This window comes from Pseudomonas sp. UF-293, from assembly GCF_058245595.1.
The window spans coordinates 90,304-106,804 of sequence record NZ_JBSICA010000003.1 but is presented as its reverse complement, the minus strand read 5'-3'; the positions used below and the strand labels follow the sequence as shown (position 1 = coordinate 106,804).

General features: G+C 59.2%; 18 protein-coding genes. 10 read left to right on the top strand and 8 right to left on the bottom strand.

Going from position 1 to position 16,501, the window contains the following annotated elements; translation table 11 throughout:
* The first annotated feature begins 94 nt into the window (after positions 1-94).
* Positions 95-616, top strand: a complete 522-nt coding sequence (gene gloA / locus AC4IHP_RS05250; RefSeq protein ID WP_490831050.1) for a lactoylglutathione lyase — start codon at positions 95-97, stop codon at positions 614-616.
* Positions 617-792: 176 nt separating this feature from the next.
* Here the strand turns inward: gloA and ahpF are convergent, their stop codons facing one another.
* From ahpF to AC4IHP_RS05235, 3 genes are all read right to left on the bottom strand, one after another.
* Positions 793-2,355 (bottom strand): alkyl hydroperoxide reductase subunit F, encoded by a 1,563-nt coding sequence (gene ahpF, locus AC4IHP_RS05245; RefSeq protein ID WP_490831049.1) that lies wholly within the window; start codon positions 2,353-2,355, stop codon positions 793-795.
* 124 nt (positions 2,356-2,479) lie between these two features.
* Positions 2,480-3,043: an alkyl hydroperoxide reductase subunit C gene (ahpC, locus tag AC4IHP_RS05240; RefSeq protein WP_016774916.1), complete on the bottom strand. Its 564-nt coding sequence runs from the start codon at positions 3,041-3,043 to the stop codon at positions 2,480-2,482.
* Positions 3,044-3,180: 137 nt separating this feature from the next.
* On the bottom strand, positions 3,181-4,119 hold the full coding sequence (locus AC4IHP_RS05235; RefSeq protein WP_460119510.1) for a site-specific integrase: 939 nt from the start codon (positions 4,117-4,119) through the stop codon (positions 3,181-3,183).
* Between the two features lie 177 nt (positions 4,120-4,296).
* On the opposite strand from AC4IHP_RS05235, the gene AC4IHP_RS05230 reads away from it, so the two are divergent.
* Positions 4,297-5,313, top strand: coding sequence for a DNA-binding protein (locus AC4IHP_RS05230; RefSeq protein WP_460119512.1), 1,017 nt, complete (start codon positions 4,297-4,299; stop codon positions 5,311-5,313).
* On the opposite strand, the gene gorA is transcribed toward AC4IHP_RS05230, so the two are convergent.
* Both gorA and galU read right to left on the bottom strand, forming a co-directional pair.
* Positions 5,310-6,668, bottom strand: coding sequence for a glutathione-disulfide reductase (gene gorA / locus AC4IHP_RS05225; protein WP_490831048.1), 1,359 nt, complete (start codon positions 6,666-6,668; stop codon positions 5,310-5,312). The two genes, AC4IHP_RS05230 and gorA, sit on opposite strands and share 4 nt — an antisense overlap.
* Before the next feature lie 129 nt (positions 6,669-6,797).
* Entirely contained in the window at positions 6,798-7,637 is an 840-nt protein-coding gene (gene galU / locus AC4IHP_RS05220; protein ID WP_024013124.1) for a UTP--glucose-1-phosphate uridylyltransferase GalU, read from the bottom strand.
* A 257-nt stretch (positions 7,638-7,894) separates the two neighbouring features.
* On the opposite strand from galU, the gene AC4IHP_RS05215 reads away from it, so the two are divergent.
* Positions 7,895-8,080 (top strand): hypothetical protein, encoded by a 186-nt coding sequence (locus AC4IHP_RS05215; protein WP_016774922.1) that lies wholly within the window; start codon positions 7,895-7,897, stop codon positions 8,078-8,080.
* Positions 8,081-8,220: 140 nt separating this feature from the next.
* Complete coding sequence (locus AC4IHP_RS05210) at positions 8,221-8,508, top strand: hypothetical protein (RefSeq protein WP_460119516.1); 288 nt, start codon at positions 8,221-8,223, stop codon at positions 8,506-8,508.
* Between the two features lie 2 nt (positions 8,509-8,510).
* Here AC4IHP_RS05210 and AC4IHP_RS05205 read toward each other — a convergent pair whose 3' ends face one another.
* A complete protein-coding gene (locus AC4IHP_RS05205) occupies positions 8,511-8,741 on the bottom strand; it encodes a hypothetical protein (RefSeq protein WP_039762740.1) in 231 nt (76 codons plus the stop codon).
* Positions 8,742-8,813: 72 nt separating this feature from the next.
* Positions 8,814-9,170 carry a hypothetical protein gene (locus AC4IHP_RS05200; RefSeq protein WP_071172600.1) on the bottom strand — a complete coding sequence of 119 codons (357 nt, stop codon included), beginning with the start codon at positions 9,168-9,170 and terminating at the stop codon, positions 8,814-8,816.
* A 211-nt stretch (positions 9,171-9,381) separates the two neighbouring features.
* Here AC4IHP_RS05200 and AC4IHP_RS05195 point away from each other — a divergent pair, with 211 nt between their 5' ends.
* From AC4IHP_RS05195 to ada, 4 genes are all read left to right on the top strand, one after another.
* A complete protein-coding gene (locus AC4IHP_RS05195; protein ID WP_007912251.1) occupies positions 9,382-9,684 on the top strand; it encodes a DUF1883 domain-containing protein in 303 nt (100 codons plus the stop codon).
* Positions 9,685-9,718: 34 nt separating this feature from the next.
* Positions 9,719-9,883, top strand: a complete 165-nt coding sequence (locus tag AC4IHP_RS05190) for a hypothetical protein (protein WP_165368422.1) — start codon at positions 9,719-9,721, stop codon at positions 9,881-9,883.
* 7 nt (positions 9,884-9,890) lie between these two features.
* Positions 9,891-10,562 (top strand): DNA oxidative demethylase AlkB, encoded by a 672-nt coding sequence (alkB, locus tag AC4IHP_RS05185; protein WP_490831047.1) that lies wholly within the window; start codon positions 9,891-9,893, stop codon positions 10,560-10,562.
* Positions 10,563-10,642: 80 nt separating this feature from the next.
* Positions 10,643-11,704, top strand: coding sequence for a bifunctional DNA-binding transcriptional regulator/O6-methylguanine-DNA methyltransferase Ada (ada, locus tag AC4IHP_RS05180; RefSeq protein WP_490831046.1), 1,062 nt, complete (start codon positions 10,643-10,645; stop codon positions 11,702-11,704).
* On the opposite strand, the gene acuI is transcribed toward ada, so the two are convergent.
* A complete protein-coding gene (gene acuI / locus AC4IHP_RS05175; protein WP_490831045.1) occupies positions 11,694-12,677 on the bottom strand; it encodes an acrylyl-CoA reductase (NADPH) in 984 nt (327 codons plus the stop codon). The two genes, ada and acuI, sit on opposite strands and share 11 nt — an antisense overlap.
* A 186-nt stretch (positions 12,678-12,863) precedes the next feature.
* Here acuI and AC4IHP_RS05170 point away from each other — a divergent pair, with 186 nt between their 5' ends.
* Both AC4IHP_RS05170 and AC4IHP_RS05165 read left to right on the top strand, forming a co-directional pair.
* A complete protein-coding gene (locus AC4IHP_RS05170; protein WP_490831044.1) occupies positions 12,864-15,308 on the top strand; it encodes an autotransporter in 2,445 nt (814 codons plus the stop codon).
* Positions 15,309-15,413: 105 nt separating this feature from the next.
* Complete coding sequence (locus AC4IHP_RS05165) at positions 15,414-16,478, top strand: NAD(P)H-dependent flavin oxidoreductase (protein ID WP_490831043.1); 1,065 nt, start codon at positions 15,414-15,416, stop codon at positions 16,476-16,478.
* The last annotated feature ends 23 nt before the right edge of the window (positions 16,479-16,501 follow it).

Sequence of the window (16,501 nt, the reverse complement as noted above, 5' to 3'; positions counted from 1 at the left end):
CCTCGCGCAGGGCAAGCCCGCGTTGCATTTGGCGATGCCGGCCGGCATGCGTATCATTGCGTCCAATCACTCGCCCATTGTTATTGGAGGGCCCATGAGCCTCAACGAACTGAACACTTTTCCCGGTGTGACTGCCACGCCAGACAGCGCAACCCGCAACTTCGTGTTCAACCACACCATGCTGCGCGTGAAGGACATCACCAAGTCGCTGGATTTCTACACCCGTGTACTGGGTTTCTCGCTGGTCGAAAAGCGTGATTTCCCTGAAGCCGAGTTCAGCCTGTACTTCCTCGCATTGGTCGATAAAGCGCAGATCCCGACCGATGCCGCTGCACGTACCGAGTGGATGAAGTCGATCCCGGGCATTCTCGAACTGACCCACAACCACGGCACCGAAAACGATGCCGAGTTCGCCTATCACAACGGCAACACCGACCCGCGCGGCTTCGGCCACATCTGCATTTCGGTGCCGGACATCGTCGCAGCGTGTGCACGCTTTGAAGAGCTGGGCTGCGATTTCCAGAAGCGCCTCACCGATGGCCGCATGAAGAGCCTGGCGTTTATCAAGGATCCGGATGGCTACTGGGTCGAGATCATTCAGCCTGCGCCGCTGTAACTGACGGTATAAATCCAATTGTGGGAGCGAGCCTGCTCGCGAAGGCGGTATGTCATTCAACGATGATGTTGGCTGATTAGACGCTTTTGCGAGCAGGCTCGCTCCCACATTTGCTTTTGTGACAGGCAAAAAAAACCCATGATCGCTCATGGGTTTTTTCATTTCAGACCTGACGATTACGCCGGTGCCGAAGTCCGGATCAAATGATCGAATGCACTCAGCGAAGCCTTGGCGCCCTCGCCCACTGCGATCACGATCTGCTTGTACGGCACAGTCGTCACGTCGCCCGCTGCAAAGATCCCCGAGATCGAAGTCTCGCCACGATTATCGACAATGATCTCGCCACGCGGCGACAGCTCGATGGTGCCCTTCAGCCAATCGGTGTTTGGCAGCAGACCGATCTGTACAAAGATGCCTTCCAGCTCAACCGTGCGCAATTCCTCAGTGGTGCGGTCCTTGTAGCGCAGGCCGTTGACCTTCTCGCCATTGCCGGTGACTTCAGTGGTTTGCGCACTGGTGATCACGGTGACGTTCGGCAGGCTGTGCAGTTTGCGCTGCAACACGGCGTCGGCACGCAGTTGCACATCGAATTCCAGCAGCGTTACGTGCGACACGATACCGGCCAGATCGATGGCCGCTTCAACACCGGAGTTACCGCCGCCGATCACTGCAACACTCTTGCCCTTGAACAATGGACCGTCACAGTGCGGGCAGTACGCCACGCCTTTGTTGCGGTATTCCTGCTCGCCCGGGACGTTCATTTCGCGCCAGCGTGCGCCGGTCGCAAGAATCACGCTCTTGGCTTTCAGAGTCGCGCCGCTGGCGAAGTGGACTTCGTGCAGCTCGCCATTTTTGCCGGGGATCAGCTTGTCGGCACGTTGCAGGTTCATGATGTCGACGTCGTACTGCTTGACGTGCTCTTCCAGCGCCGTGGCCAGTTTCGGCCCTTCGGTTTCCTGAACGGAAATGAAGTTCTCGATGGCCATGGTATCCAGCACCTGACCACCAAAACGCTCAGCCGCGACACCGGTGCGGATGCCTTTACGTGCGGCATAGATAGCCGCCGAAGCACCGGCCGGGCCACCACCAACGACCAGTACATCAAAGGCCGCTTTGGCGCTGATTTTCTCGGCCTGACGCTCAATCGCGCCGGTGTCGAGCTTGGCGAGGATTTCCTCAAGGCCCATGCGGCCCTGGCCGAAGTTCTCGCCGTTGAGGTAGATGCTCGGCACGGCCATGATCTTGCGATCGTTGACTTCGTCCTGGAACAGCGCGCCGTCGATGGCGACGTGGCGGATGTTCGGGTTGAGCACGGCCATCAGGTTCAGCGCCTGGACGACGTCCGGGCAGTTCTGGCACGACAGCGAGAAGTAAGTCTCGAAGCTGAACTCGCCTTTGAGCGAGCGAATCTGCTCGATGACTTCAGCACTGGCCTTCGACGGGTGGCCGCCGACTTGCAGCAGGGCGAGCACCAGCGAGGTAAATTCGTGCCCCATTGGAATCCCGGCAAAGCGCAGACTGATATCAGCGCCCGGGCGGTTGATCGAGAACGATGGCTTGCGGGCATCATCACCGCTGTCGATCAGGGTAATTTGGCTCGAAAGACTGGCAACGTCTTTCAGCAGTTCCAGCATTTCACGGGATTTCGCACCGTCGTCGAGGGATGCAACGATCTCGATCGGTTGGGTGACCCGTTCCAGGTACGATTTCAACTGGGCTTTAAGATTGGCGTCCAACATACGGGCGATTTCCTTTATTTGAGGCGAAAAAAAGCCCGAGCGAATCTCGCCCGGGCATTTTTATTGGGCGGTGCAGCTAACTTAAGAAGGTGCGGCGTGCCGCCCTGCGTTGCATGTCACAGACTTAGATCTTGCCGACCAGGTCCAGCGACGGAGCCAGAGTGGCCTCGCCTTCTTTCCACTTGGCCGGGCAAACTTCGCCTGGATGTGCAGCGACGTACTGAGCAGCCTTGATCTTGCGCAGCAGCTCGGAAGCGTCACGGCCAACGCCGCCATCGTTCAGCTCAACGATTTTGATCTGGCCTTCAGGGTTGATCACGAAGGTGCCACGGTCAGCCAGACCAGCCTCTTCGATCAGTACGTCGAAGTTGCGGGAGATGACGTGGGTCGGGTCGCCGATCATGGTGTATTCGATTTTGCCGATGGCTGGCGAAGTGTTGTGCCAGGCAGCATGAGCAAAGTGGGTGTCGGTCGAAACGCTGTAGATTTCCACGCCCAGCTTCTTGAACTCAGCGTAGTTGTCAGCCAGGTCTTCCAGCTCGGTTGGGCACACGAAGGTGAAGTCGGCTGGGTAGAAGAACACTACGGACCACTTGCCTTTCAAGTCAGCATCCGAGACTTGAACGAAGTCGCCGTTTTTGAACGCGGTAGCTTTGAACGGTTTTACTTGGCTGTTGATGATAGGCATCGATGACTCTCCGTCAGGGGTTATGAAGTTGATGGGTGAATCCTACCCACTCACTCGACGGAAGGCTCATTGGCAAACCTGATACTGCTGATTTGTTTTCGCTATTAGCTGACTGTATTAATAGAAGAAAACGATCTCTACGGTTGATCCGGCTTATCCATAATCCGAGCCATTCCCTGGAATGGGCTGACCTCAACATAGCGCATGGCGGATTTCATGTCCTTCCAGCCGACGTAGCTCATCAGCGATTTCAGGTCCCAGCCGCTTTGATGCGCCCATGTCGCAAAGCCACGCCGCAGCGAATGGCTGGTGTAGTTGGCGGCGGCAATCCCGGCGCGCTGCAAGGCCTGGCGCAACAAGGGAATGATGCTGTTGGCGTGCAAACCCTCCTCGCTCAGATTGCCCCAGCGATCAATGCTGCGGAACACCGCGCCGCGTACCAGCGCAGCCTCTGTAATCCATTCGATATAGGCCTGCACTGGGCACAGCTTGAGCAGCGCCGGGGCCTGATAGGTCTGCCCGAGGTTTTCCCGGTCGCCCTTGCTGCGCGGCAAATACAAAGTGATGCCCTTGCCAGCACTCGCCTGCACATGCTCGATCTGCAGGCGGCACAACTCATCGCTGCGAAAGCCACGCCAGAAGCCCAGCAGAATCAGCGCGCGATCCCGATAAGCCTTGAGCAGGGTCGGGCGATCCTGTTCTTGCCGCGCGATCTGTGCTTCCTGTTCCAGCCAATCGATGACGCGCTGCAAATCCTGCAGTTGCAACGGTTCGGCCTGTTTTTCCTGCGCCGGATGCAAAGCACGAATGCCCTTGAACACCTTGCGCACCACCGGCGCCTTGGTCGGGTCGGCAAAACCCTGGCTGTTGTGCCACTGCGCCAACGCGGACAGGCGCAATTTGAGGGTGTTGATCGACAGCACTCCAGCGTGCTCTACCAGATAGCGCGTAATGCTGTCAGCGGTCGCCGGCAGAAACCCGCCCCACGTCACCTCGAAATGCTCGATGGCCATGCGATAGCTGCGACGGGTGTTGTCGCGGGTGGCGGCTTGCAGATAGCGATCAATGTCATTCATGGGCAGTTTTCTCGCTGGCGTACTGGGTCAGACATGCAGAGGCGCATTTTGCCGCCTGACATTGGGTAATACCAGTATATCCCGCCTGTTTTATTTCAAATATTTACCTATATTTTCAGCATGGTACACTGCGTACTTTAGTGGCATGTACCACAGTACGTAACCGTAGGAGTTCACATGGCCCGTGGCGGCATTACCAAAGCACTGGTGCAAATCGCGCGCACAGCGATCCTGGCTCGCGGCGAACACCCAAGCATCGATGCAGTACGCATCGAAATGGGCAACACCGGCTCGAAAACCACGATCCATCGCTACTTGAAAGAACTGGATGACGGCGCACAGCCAACAGAAGCGTCAGCAGAACCGATCGATGATGAGCTGACCGCCCTCGTCTCTCGCCTCGCCCAGCGCCTGAAAGAACAGGCGCAGGAGCCCATCGAGCAAGCCCGCGAACAGTTCGAGGAACAACGTGAAGCACTGGAAGGCGAGCTGAAACAGACGCGCCAGGCGCTGGAAAAACTCGAACACGACCACGACATTCAGGGCGCCGCCCTGCAACGCGAATCCGAGGCGCTGAGCAACACCCGCTCGATGCTGCAGACCGAACAGACGCGCAACGCCGGTCTCAACCAGGCTTTGGCCGACTTTGAATTGCGCTTGCAGGACAAGGACGAGCAGATTCGCTCGCTGGAAGAGAAGCACCTGCACGCCCGTGATGCGCTGGAGCATTACCGCAACGCCACCAAGGAACAGCGCGAGCAGGAACAGGCCCGCCATGAGGGGCAAATCCAGCAGATCCAGGCCGAACTGCGTCAAGCCCAGCAGAGTGCACTGGTACGTCAGGATGAGATCACGCAGTTACACCGCGACAACGAACGCCTGCTTACCGAAAACCGTGGCACCCAGCGCGAGCTGAACTTGTTGCAGGACCAGCTCAAGCAGAGCAATCAGCGGCAGGATCAATTGCTTGAGCAGGCGACGCGCATGGACAGCGAGCGCACACTCCTCCAGGAACGTCTGCGCGTGGCAACACTGGAAAGCCAGGCACTCAAGCAGAGCGTCGACGAGCAGACGCAGCTCAATCAGTCACTGGAAAAGGAATTGCTCAAGGCTCAGGCAAGCCTGGAAGACAGCCTGCGCCTGGCGGCTACCGTTGCGGCAGCGCCAGACTCGGCCAAAGCGAAGGATGTTTAAGCGCTGACCGGCGTGCGCATGGTCACAAACTCTTCGGCAGCCGTCGGGTGCACCCCGATGGTGTCGTCGAAGTCGCGCTTGGTCGCGCCCGCCTTCAACGCAATCGCCAGACCTTGCACGATCTCGCCAGCGTCCGGGCCGACCATGTGGCAGCCAAGTACCTTGTCGGTCCTGGCATCGACCACCAGCTTCATCAGGGTTTTCTCCTGACAGTCAGTCAGGGTCAGCTTCATCGGCCGGAAGCGGCTCTCGAAAATCACCACCTCGTGGCCGCATTCGCGCGCCTCTTCTTCGCTTAATCCGACCGTGCCGATGTTCGGCAGACTGAACACGGCGGTCGGGATCATCTTATAATCCACCGGGCGGTATTGCTCGGGCTTGAACAGACGCCGCGCCACGGCCATCCCCTCAGCCAGTGCAACCGGAGTCAGTTGCACGCGACCGATAACATCGCCCAGCGCCAGAATCGACGGCTCGGTAGTCTGATACTCGTCGTCGACTTTGATGAAGCCCTTGTCGTCGAGCTGCACATCAGTGTTTTCCAGGCCCAGATTGTCGAGCATCGGACGTCGGCCGGTGGCGTAGAACACGCAATCGGCTTCGAGTACGCGACCATCCTTGAGCGTCGCCTTCAAGCTGCCGTCAGACTGCTTGTCGATGCGTGCGATGTCGGCGTTGAATTGCAGATCGAGCCCGCGCTTGGTCAACTCTTCCTGCAGGTGCTTGCGCACCGAACCGTCGAAGCCGCGCAGGAACAGATCGCCGCGATACAGCAGCGTGGTGTTGGCGCCAAGGCCATGGAAAATCCCGGCGAACTCGACGGCGATGTAACCGCCGCCAACTACCAGCACGCGCTTGGGCAACTCTTTCAGGAAGAACGCTTCGTTTGAACCGATTGCGTGTTCATGCCCTGGGATTTCCGGGATCTGCGGCCAACCGCCAGTCGCGATCAGGATATTCTTGGCGGTGTAGCGCTCGCCATTGACCTCTACCTCGTGCGGCCCGACGATTTTCGCGTGCGCCTCGTGCAAGGTCACTCCGCTGTTGAGCAGCAGATTGCGATAAATACCGTTGAGGCGATTGATCTCGCGATCCTTGTTGGCGATCAGCGTGGCCCAATCAAAATTCGCCTCACCCAGATTCCAGCCGAAACCGGAAGCCTGCTCGAAGTCTTCGGCAAAATGCGCGCCGTAAACCAAAAGCTTCTTCGGCACGCAGCCGACGTTGACGCAGGTGCCGCCCAGATAGCGACTCTCGGCCACCGCCACTTTCGCCCCGAAACCAGCGGCAAATCGCGCAGCGCGCACACCGCCGGAACCGGCACCAATCACATAAAGATCAAAATCGTAGGCCATTTCTATCTCCTCGGCAGGCCATCAGCATACCCGCAGACATCCATTGGGCAAGCACTGCTATCCATATAAGGGCGGAAAATGAAAAAGCCACCCGGAGGTGGCTTTCTTTTGCAGACGAGGCAGATGCTATTAGTAAGCTTTGCCAGTCTTGTAGAAGTTTTCGAAGCAGAAATTTGTTGCGTCGATGTAGCCTTCCGCACCACCGCAGTCGAAACGCTTGCCCTTGAACTTGTAGGCCATCACGCAGCCGTTCTGGGCCTGCTTCATCAGGGCATCGGTGATCTGGATTTCGCCGCCCTTGCCTGGCTCGGTCTGTTCGATCAGGTCGAAGATGTCCGGGGTCAGGATGTAGCGACCGATGATCGCCAGGTTCGACGGCGCATCTTCCGGCTTTGGTTTCTCGACCATGCTGTGCACACGGTAGATGTCGTCGCGGATCATTTCGCCAGCGATAACACCGTACTTGTTGGTTTCCTGCGGATCGACTTCCTGGATCGCGACGATCGAGCAGCGGAACTGCTTGTACAGCTTGACCATTTGGGTCAGTACGCCGTCACCATCGATGTTGACGCACAGGTCATCCGCCAGGACCACGGCGAACGGTTCGTCACCGATCAGCGGGCGGCCCGTCAGGATTGCGTGGCCCAGACCTTTCATTTCAGTCTGACGGGTGTAGGAGAACGAGCACTCGTCCAGCAGCTTGCGGATACCGACCAGGTATTTTTCCTTGTCGGTGCCCTTGATCTGGTTTTCGAGCTCGTAGCTGATGTCGAAGTGGTCTTCCAGAGCACGCTTGCCACGGCCGGTGACGATGGAAATCTCAGTCAGGCCCGCATCCAGTGCTTCTTCAACGCCGTACTGGATCAGTGGCTTGTTTACCACCGGCAGCATTTCTTTAGGCATGGCTTTGGTCGCTGGGAGGAAGCGAGTGCCGTAACCGGCTGCTGGAAACAAGCATTTCTTGATCATATAAGTCCTTGAAAAGGCTGTGTGTACGAGTTTCGGGGCAGTCTAATCAGGCGGCGTGCGCCTTACAATGCCCCGCGCTGGCTAACCGATGCCAACATAGAGAAATATTCGCGCGGATAGTTCCTTGCGGTTTTTTCAGCGGCGAATTCAGCGTAGCTCAAGATCCGGGCAAACTGGATCACCATACGCTTATCAGCCCCCAATGCGAGCATTTGCCGCTATCATGGCGCCTTTGAACCAGCGAACGAGAAGACCAGATGGCTGCGGTAAAAATCATCAACGGGTATGTGATCGACAAGAAAGATGGCAAGTGGACGCTGACCACCACCAACGGCGAACACATCGCCGGGCCTTTCGACAGCGAGCAGATGGCGACGGATGTAGCCTCGGTGTTCACCGATACACCTGCTTCTTCCAAGCGCCGTGGCAAAGATCAGGACTGATCCTGCCAGCACTTGCGCCAAGCCCTGCCAGAACGCAGGGCTTTTTTGTGCCTTGTTGGCAAACAAGTGGCCAATCGCTATAACCTTTTCATCACGGCGCTGTCAGAGCATCCAGTCCCCCACTTGAAGATCACGCAACCATGAACCTGAACAAACTGCAGCTGCTTTTCGCGGTATTGGTATTGAGCGGCTGTGCCACCTCGCAGCCCACTTATCTGAACAATGGTGAACAGGGCCTGAGCATCGACTGCTCTGGCGAAGCCAACTCTTGGGCCATGTGCTACGAGAAGGCAGATGCCTCATGCGCCGGCACCGGTTATCGCATCGTCGGCACTGATGGCACACCGGCGCCCAAGGAAGATGACAAAACCCTGGGCGTTGACGTTGGCAACTACAAGACCCGCAACGTCGTGGTCGTCTGCAAATAAGCCTACATGTGGATTTCGGCGAACTTGATCCCGAGGCCACGGACGACCTCGATCAGATCGTCGAGCCGACTGAAGGACTCGACTTCATCATTGTCGTCCACCAGGAAGTAGCTGCGCCCTGCACTCTTCTTGAAAAACACGATCCACTCACCGGGATTGGCCGGGTTCTGAATGACGTGGGTGGCAGAGATAAGGCCCTCTGCGTGGCGTTCGCGCACGTGCTCTCGCTTCATCGCAACTCCAAAAATGACAATGCCGTCACAGCAGGACTGTGACGGCATCGGGTGCTGATGTTCGGTAGTCTATCAGCCGGAAATGCAGGCGTTCGCGGCTTTCTGCACATCGTGAGGGCGAACCGGCACATTGGACATGCGCTCATGCAGCTTGATGCTGCTGCCGCCAGCGCGATCTTCGATATCAAACACGGCTGCCGGGCCCGAAGACAGTTTACCCGGGACGATCACTCGCACCCCGTCCTTCTGCGGCTGGACTTGCAACGCGCCACGGCTGTCAGCGAGCTTGTCGGTCAGGCACTGCGCATACTCCTGGGGCTTTTTGCCGGAGATCACGCTCATGGTTGGCAGCGTCTCATTGATTTCGGAAACATTTGCACAACCGGCCATCGCCAGAATCAACGGCACACACACCACACCCCACTTCATATGAATCCTCCGTTAAAGACCGTCCGACAGCACAAATGCCGCTTTTCTCCGGGGCCCTGTGCATTTAACCCGCCCGCCGTGGCGAAGTTCTGTTCAAAATTTGTCAAAGCAACGCCCGACGGCCAGATAATAACCCGTGCGGGCTGATAAACTGCGCCCATCGACAAGCTATCGTTTTGATTTAGTAGAAAAAGCCCTTCTGGAGGCGCCCATGAAATTCATTCACCAGCGCGAGCACCTCAACGAAGACGACATCGTCGTCATTCAATGCTCGCAGATGTGCAACATCCGTTTGATGAACGACGCCAACTTCCGCAGCTTCAAAAACGGCGGTCGTCACACCTACCACGGCGGCGCGTTCGACACTTTCCCGGCGCGCATCACCGCACCGAGCACCGGTTTCTGGAACATCACCATCGACACCGTCAACCGCCGCGCGATCAGCGTGACGCGCAAGCCGACGCTGACCCATTCGATCAAGATCATCCGTCGCTCCAGCACTAAACTGAGCTGAGACGCACAGCCCATTTTGAAAGGAAACCACCACCGTGGCGCAAAAAACCAAATACGTGATCAAGTACAAACTGGACGGTGAACAGCGTTTCGAGTTCGCTGAACTGGAAACCGGCACTGACGAGGAAGCGAAAGCGGCGCTGAAGAAAATGCACGCTGACGAAGAGCTCAGTGACATCAAGGTCAGCAAAGCGCTGTAACCAAACCATGCAACCGACCACGTTTGACCTGTTCGCTGACAACGAACCTGTGCAGCAAGCCCGCGCCGAACAGATCGGCGAACAATCGTGGGTGCTGCGCGGCTTCGCCTTGCCACAGGTCGAGCAGTTGCTGATCGGGCTCCAAGCCATTCTTGCAGCCGCCCCGCTACGCCACATGGTCACGCCCGGCGGTTTCAGTATGTCGGTCGGCACCAGCAGTTGCGGGCAACTGGGCTGGATTACCGACCGCAGCGGTTATCGTTACTCCAGCGTCGATCCCCTCAGCGGCTTGCCGTGGCCGTCGATGCCGGCGGTGTTTGCCGAACTGGCGCACGAAGCGGCCGAGCGCGCCGGTTTCAAGAATTTTCACGCCGATTCCTGCCTGATCAACCAATACGTCCCCGGCGCCAAGATGTCGCTGCATCAGGACAAGGACGAAAAGGGCTATGCCGCGCCCATCGTTTCGTTGTCGCTGGGGTTGCCGGCGATGTTTCTGTTTGGCGGCTTCGAACGCAGCGATAAAACCCGGCGCATCCCGCTGCTGCATGGCGACATGGTGGTCTGGGGCGGCGTGGACCGTCTGCGCTATCACGGCGTGCTGCCAATCAAACCCGGCCATCACCCGCTCTTGGGCGAGCGGCGCATCAACATCACCTTCCGCGTCGCGGGTGTTCAATAAAAGTTTGACCGCAAGGCGCGGAGTGTCGCCGGTTACGATGCTGGTTAACCTGACTCAAACAGGTCAACGGATTCCCTCTCATGGACACGCTTTCGAAGACGATCAGCATTGAAGACGATCCACGCTGGGCCGCGGTGGTGGCGCGCGATACGCGTGCGGACGGGCAATTTGTCTACGCAGTAAAAACCACCGGCGTTTATTGCCGACCGAGCAGCCTTGCGCGCCTGCCCAAACCGCAGAATGTCGAGTTTTTCGACACTGCCGAAATGGCCGAAGCTGCCGGATATCGGCCGAGCAAACGCGCCAGCAAGGACCAGAATGACGCGCAGCACGCGGCGATCATCGCAGCGGCCTGCCGGCAGATCGAAGCGTGCGAGACATTGCCCGCGCTCGACAGCCTCGCCGCCAGCGCCGGCCTTAGCCCTTTTCATTTTCATCGAGTATTCAAAGCTGCGACCGGCCTGACGCCCAAGGCTTACGCTATGGCGCATCGTTCACGCAAGCTGCGTGCGCGCCTCGCGGACGGCGGCTCGGTGACCGACGCGCTGTATGACGCCGGATTCAATTCCAACAGCCGTTTCTACGAATCAGCCGATCAACTGCTGGGCATGAAGCCCACCGATTACCGCGCCGCCGGGCAGAACAACGACATTCGCTTTGCCGTTGGCCAATGTTCGCTGGGGGCGATTCTGGTGGCGCAAAGCGACCGTGGGATCTGCGCGATTCTGCTCGGCGACGATCCGCATCAACTGGTCTGCAACCTGCAGGATCAGTTTCGCAACGCCAACCTGATTGGCGCCGACCGCGAATTTGAACAGTTGGTCGCCAGCGTCGTCGGTTTTGTCGAAGCGCCTGCGACGGGCCTGAACTTGCCGCTGGATATTCGCGGCACAGCGTTTCAGGAGCGCGTCTGGCAGGCTCTGCGTGAGATTCCCGCAGGCCGCACCGCCAGTTACGCCGAGATCGCGCAACGCATTGGCGCACCGACTTCAATGCGCGCGGTGGCCCAGGCTTGCGGGGCCAACCGCCTGGCGGTGGCGATTCCCTGCCACCGCGTGGTGCGCAGCGACGGCAACCTTTCCGGCTACCGCTGGGGCGTCGAGCGCAAACGCCAACTGCTTGAGCGCGAACTCAACGATTGACGTCGACCACCACCCTGCCCCGCAGTTGCCCGGCGAGCAGTTTGGGCGCGGCCTCAAGGGCTTCGCTCAAACTGATTTCGTGACTGATCAATTGCAGTAACGACAAATCCAGATCCTTGGCCAGCCGGTCCCAAGCCTCGATACGGCGCGTCTTGGGCTGGGTCACACTGTTGATCCCGACCAGCGTCACGCCGCGCAGAATGAACGGCGCTACCGAGGCCGGGAAGTCCATGCCCTGAGCCAATCCGCACGCCGCGACCACGCCCTCCGAGCGCGTGCTGGCGCAGGCATTCGCCAGCGTATGACTACCGACTGAGTCGACCACCGCCGCCCAACGCTCCTTCGCCAATGGCTTGCCCGGCTCGGACAAGATGGCTCGATCAATGATTTCGGCAGCGCCCAATTGCTGCAGGTATTCATGCTCGGACACACGGCCGGTAGATGCCACAACGCGGTATCCCAACTTGCTGAGCAAGGCGATCGCAAAGCTGCCGACTCCGCCATTGGCTCCGGTGACCAGCACTTCGCCGTGATCCGGCGTTACGCCATGGCGCTCCAGCGCCAAAATGCACAGCATCGCCGTGTAGCCTGCGGTGCCGATGGCCATGGCTTGCGCCGGAGAGAACGCTTCAGGCAGTGGAATCAGCCAGTCACCGTTGAGCCGGGCCTTTTGCGCCAGCCCGCCCCAGTGGCTCTCACCGACGCCCCAGCCGTTGAGCAGCACCTGATCGCCCGCCTTGAAATCCGCATGCGAACTGGACTCGACAGTCCCCGCCAGATCGATCCCCGGCACCATGGGAAACTTGCGCACCACCGGGCTGCTGCCGGTGATCGCCAATCCATCCTTGAAATTCAGGGTGCTGTACGCGACGTTAACGCTGACGTTGCCTTCGGGGAGTTGCTGCTCATCGATTTGCTGCAGATTGGCGCGATAACCGCTGTCGTCTTTGTCGATCAGAATGGCATTGAACATGACGGCCTCTCGAAGATGATTTGGAAAAAGCATGCCCTGAAATAGCACATCGCAACACATTGCCACACTCGACTTTGCGCTAACTGCTCGATCAGCCGGGTAAATCCACGGTGGGCGGCTATGCTTTTTCGACGGTTGTGTTTTCCCGGTTTCACCTTGCAAACCGGTGTGTCGATGGAGCTGACGATGCCTTTCCTGAGCGCTTTACCTTCGCTGCTGATGTTATGTCTGCTGACACTTGGCAATGCCTGGGCAGCCGCACCGGCGTCAAAGCCGAATGCGGCGCCAAGCGAGCCGATATGGCCGCAGGTGATCAGCAGCGGCAAGAGCAAGCTGACGGTGTATCAGCCGCAACTCGACAGCTGGGACGGCTATACGCTTAATGCCCGCGCAGCCGTCGAAGCCACAGCCGCCGATGGCAAATCCACCTACGGCATCGTCCAGTTCAGCGCTCATACGCTGGTCGACAAGGCCACTCGCTGGGTCGCGCTCGATCAGTACAAGATCATCAAGGCCGACTTCCCCGCCGATGCCAAACAGGCCGATACGTGGCTCGCCATCCTGAAAAAAGATGCCGAGAGCCGCAAGAAAACCATCTCCCTCGATCAACTGGAAGCGGCGGTTGGCGTGCTCAACGCCGAACAGAAAGCCGACGGTGCACCGCTGGAAAACACGCCGCCGACCATCATCAGCTCCGAGAGCCCGGCAATCCTCGTGTACATCGACGGCGAAGCGGCTTATCGGCCGGTGGAAGGAACGGAGCTGCAACGGGTGATCAACACGCGCCCACTTCTGCTCAAGGACGCCGAAGGCAAACACTACCTGCATGTATTTGACGGCTGGATGGTTGCCGATCAATTGGCCGGCGATTACACGCGCCTTGCTGCGCCGCCGGCCAGTCTGGAAAAAGCCAAACAGGCGGCGATCAAGAGCCGCCAGGTGGACCTGCTCACCGGGCAAAGCGATCCGAAGGACAAGATTCCCAGCCTGGCCAAGCCGCCGCAGCCGAAAATATTCATCGCCACCACGCCAACGGAACTGTTGGTGACCGACGGCGCCGCGCAATGGCAACCGATTCAGGGCACCAGCCTGTTGTACGTGAGCAACACCACCGGGCACATCTTCAAGGAAATCGGCGACCAGAACAGTTACGTACTGATCTCCGGACGCTGGTTCCGCGCCAGCGACATGAGCGGGCCATGGACCTTTGTCCCGGCAGACAAGCTGCCGGCCGACTTTGCCAATATTCCTGACGACAGCGCCAAAGAGAACGTCAAGGCCTCGGTGGCCGGCACGCCACAGGCGCAGGAGGCGGCGATTGCCGCAACCATCCCGCAGACGTCGGCGATCAAGAAAAGCGCGGTGAAGATGACTACACCGCAATTTGATGGCGAGCCCCAGCTCAAAGCGATCAGCAATACGCCGCTGCAATACGTGGCCAACAGCGCCACACCGATTATTCGAGTCGACAACGACAGTTGGTGGGCGGTGGAGAACGGCATCTGGTTCAGCGCCACCTCACTGAACGGGCCTTGGAGTGTGGCCTCTTCAGTACCAGCGGTGATTTATTCGATTCCGCCCAGTTCGCCGATGCACTACCTCACGTACGTGAAGGTTTACGAATCCCGCGGCGATACCGTGGTGGTCGGCTACACGCCGGGCTATCAAGGCTCGACGCTGGACCCGGCGACTGGTGTTGTGGTGTACGGCACCGGTTATCCGTATACGCCGTGGGTCGGCAGTGTCTGGTACGGGCCGCCGGTGACCTATGGTTTCGGCGTCGCGATTCGTTACACGCCGTGGACTGGCTGGTCGTTTGGCTTCGGATTCGGCTGGAGCTGGGGCGGCAGCACCGTCGCCATGGGCTGGGGTTGGGGCGCCTATCCGTGGTGGGGGAACTACGGCTGGGGCTACGCGTGGGGTCCGCGCCTGTACCCGGCGCCGCTGGCCTGGGGTGGCGCGGCCTATGGTTATCGCGGCGGCGCCGTGGCGTGGGGCCCGGGCGGCTGGGCCGGAACGACCGGCAATCTTTATCATCAGTGGGGCGACCGTGCGACGGTCAGCCGTTATGGCGCAGGTTACAACGCCTGGACTGGCAATCGCTGGGCCGGTCAGGTCGGTGCCTCGTACAACTCGCGCACCGGCATTGCCGCTGCGGGCCAGCGGGGCGCGGTGCATAACGCCTACACCGGCAACTATGCTGCCGGGCGCAGCGGCGTGGCAGTCGGCCCGAACGGCGGCGCCATTGCCGGCGAACGGGTTACGGCTGGCAACGTCCGCAGCGGCACTCATGTCAGTGCCAATCGCGGTGCCGTTTACAACCCCAATACCGGCAACACCACGCAATACGGCGGTATCCATGGCCGCAACGGCGGCGCTGCGCGGGTCGGCGACAACGTTTATGCCGGGCGCGACGGCAACGTTTACAAGAAAACCGACAACGGCTGGCAATCCGTGGCCGGCAGCGGTGCCAACCGAACCAGACCCGCGAACAACAATGCGCAGCTGCAGAATCTCAACCGCGAATCTGCCGCACGCAATGTTGGCAATCAGCGAACGCACAACTTCAACCATTCTTCACAGATGATGAACCGCTCGTTTGGCGGTGGCGGCGGATTGCACCGACGCTGAAAAACTGCACGTCATGTTCAGAATTACAGACTGGCCCCGCAACCGGTTTTGCTGCTAAAAACCGCATGCCGTCCCTGCCCGTTTCATCGTTCGGAGAATCGCTATATGAGCCAGTGGCCAGACACCCGCATCCTTGATCTTCTCGGAATCGAACTGCCGATCGTCCAGGGCCCGATGGCTGGTGCGACCAATTCTTCGATGGTGATTGCGGTGAGCAACGCTGGCGGCCTCGGTTCAATGCCGGCGGCGATGCTGAGCAGCGAGCAACTGCGCGAGGAGTTGAGGACGATTCGCCAGCACACCACCAAGCCGTTCAACGTCAATTTCTTTTGCCATCAGCCACCGGCGCCTGATGAACAGCGAGCCCGTGACTGGAAAAATCTGCTCGAACCTTATTACCGCGAACTGGGTGCCGATTTCGAGGCGCCGACGCCAGTGTCCAACCGCGCTCCGTTCGACGAAGCCGCCTGTGCCGTGCTCGAAGAATTCCGCCCCGAGCTGGTGAGTTTTCATTTCGGGCTGCCGGAAAAAACCCTGCTTGATCGGGTCAAGGCCACCGGGGCGAAAATTCTTTCGTCTGCGACTACGGTCGAAGAAGCGATCTGGCTGGAGCAGCATGGCTGCGATGCGATCATCGCCATGGGTTATGAGGCTGGTGGCCATCGCGGGATGTTTCTCAGCGATGATCTGAGCACCCAGGTCGGCACCTTCGCTTTGGTGCCACAGGTGGTCGACGCGGTGAAGGTGCCAGTGATTGCAGCCGGGGCAATCAGCGATGCCCGGGGTGTTGCAGCGGCGTTGATGCTCGGCGCCTCGGCGGTGCAAGTCGGCACGGCGTACCTGTTTACTCCTGAAGCGAAAGTCAGCGCCTCACATCACAAGGCCCTGCGCACCGCGAAGGAAAGCGAGACAGCTATCACCAACATCTTCACAGGGCGTCCGGCGCGGGGCATCGTCAATCGGGCGATGCGCGAGCTCGGCCCGATGTCGGTGCAAGCGCCGGCCTTTCCATTGGCCGGCGGTGCGCTGATGCCGCTGCGGGCCAAGGATGACTCCGACTTTGCCAACCTCTGGGCCGGTCAGGCGTTGACGCTGGGCAAGGACATCGGCAGCGCTGAACTGACCCGGCAACTGGCCGAGGGCGCGCTGGCGAAACTCAACCGCCATTGAATTTACGCGGCGAGCGGATTTAT